The 976-nt window shown below is 60.6% G+C and carries 2 protein-coding genes; both read left to right on the forward strand.

Annotated features, from left to right (window positions below):
* Window positions 1-659, forward strand: a 659-nt coding sequence (locus EVS83_RS15425) for a hypothetical protein (protein WP_208108783.1), incomplete at its 5' end; no start/stop codon positions are given.
* A gap of 56 nt (window positions 660-715) precedes the next feature.
* Window positions 716-943 (forward strand): hypothetical protein, encoded by a 228-nt coding sequence (locus EVS83_RS15430; RefSeq protein WP_133502064.1) that lies wholly within the window; start codon window positions 716-718, stop codon window positions 941-943.
* The last annotated feature ends 33 nt before the right edge of the window (window positions 944-976 follow it).

Consider the following 976-nt stretch of genomic DNA (forward strand, 5'->3'; position numbering starts at 1 on the left):
CTTCGCGGCGCGGCTTAACTCAGGTGTTAGCTTGCATGGCAACTGACTTCGCAGCCGTGATCGTTTGGCTCCCGTTGCTGGCAGCAATCGCGGTGCTCGCCAAAATGGCGTTCTTTCCTGGCGCGGCAGTGACTCCTCAAAAGCGCTTCCTGTTGCTTGGCCGGAAACGCATTAGCCGCGGCTACTTGCCCATCCTGGCCGGCCTCATGCTCGGCCGCGCTTGGAACGCATACAGCACGCTCCAGCAAACTGTGGCAGATGGCGGCCTGTCTCACTCGGCCGCCACGCAGCGTTTGCCGTCATCCACCCTGTATTTCTTCGCGCTTGCGGCCCCTTTTGTCCTTGTCGGGTTTACCGTGCTGGGGCTTTCTTCGTTGGCGCTCCTCAACCGGATTCGGCTCGGGTCTTGGGCTGGGCTAGCCGTGGCAGGCCAGCTGTGGGCGCTGCTGATTTCCTCGCTCGCTTTTGCCTGTCCGGCCAATCAGTGGTGCGAAGCGCACCCTTGGCCATGCTTCGGGCAATCGCTCAGTGTTTGGTGTCCGCTCGCCTTGATCTGCACAATTGGGTTCAGCCTCGGCGCATGGTTGCCGGCGCTCAGGAGTCCGCAAATGCAAGCTAACAATTCGTCCAAGCCGACGCCGCTTCGCGGCGCGGCTTAACTCAGGTGTTAGCGCCCATGCCGCGACCCGTCGCAAGCGAGTCACTAATCGCACTCATGGCCTCGGCCGCTGCGTACGAAGACAAAGGCCAGGCTTGGGCAAACGCGACAACGCAACAGATTGAGGCTCAGCAGGCGGCATTCCAACAAAGGATGCTGGCCGCCATTGATGAAATCGGGGCGAAAAACGTCGACTCGGCCATCATTTCGGCCGTACGCTCAGGTGGAATATTCCGCGACTCTTCCGGCTTTTACTTAAACCTAGCGCTGGATACCCTGCCATGATGGGCGCTAACAAGTCGTCCAAGCCGACGCCGC

The sequence above is a fragment of the Cognatilysobacter terrigena genome, from assembly GCF_004361065.1.
GTDB classification, from domain to species: Bacteria; Pseudomonadota; Gammaproteobacteria; order Xanthomonadales; family Xanthomonadaceae; genus Cognatilysobacter; species Cognatilysobacter terrigena.

Coding starts and splice junctions, on each gene's coding strand:
- EVS83_RS15430 (WP_133502064.1), top strand. CDS start 716: ATGGCCTCGGCCGCTGCGTACGAAGACAAAGGCCAGGCTTGGGCAAAC.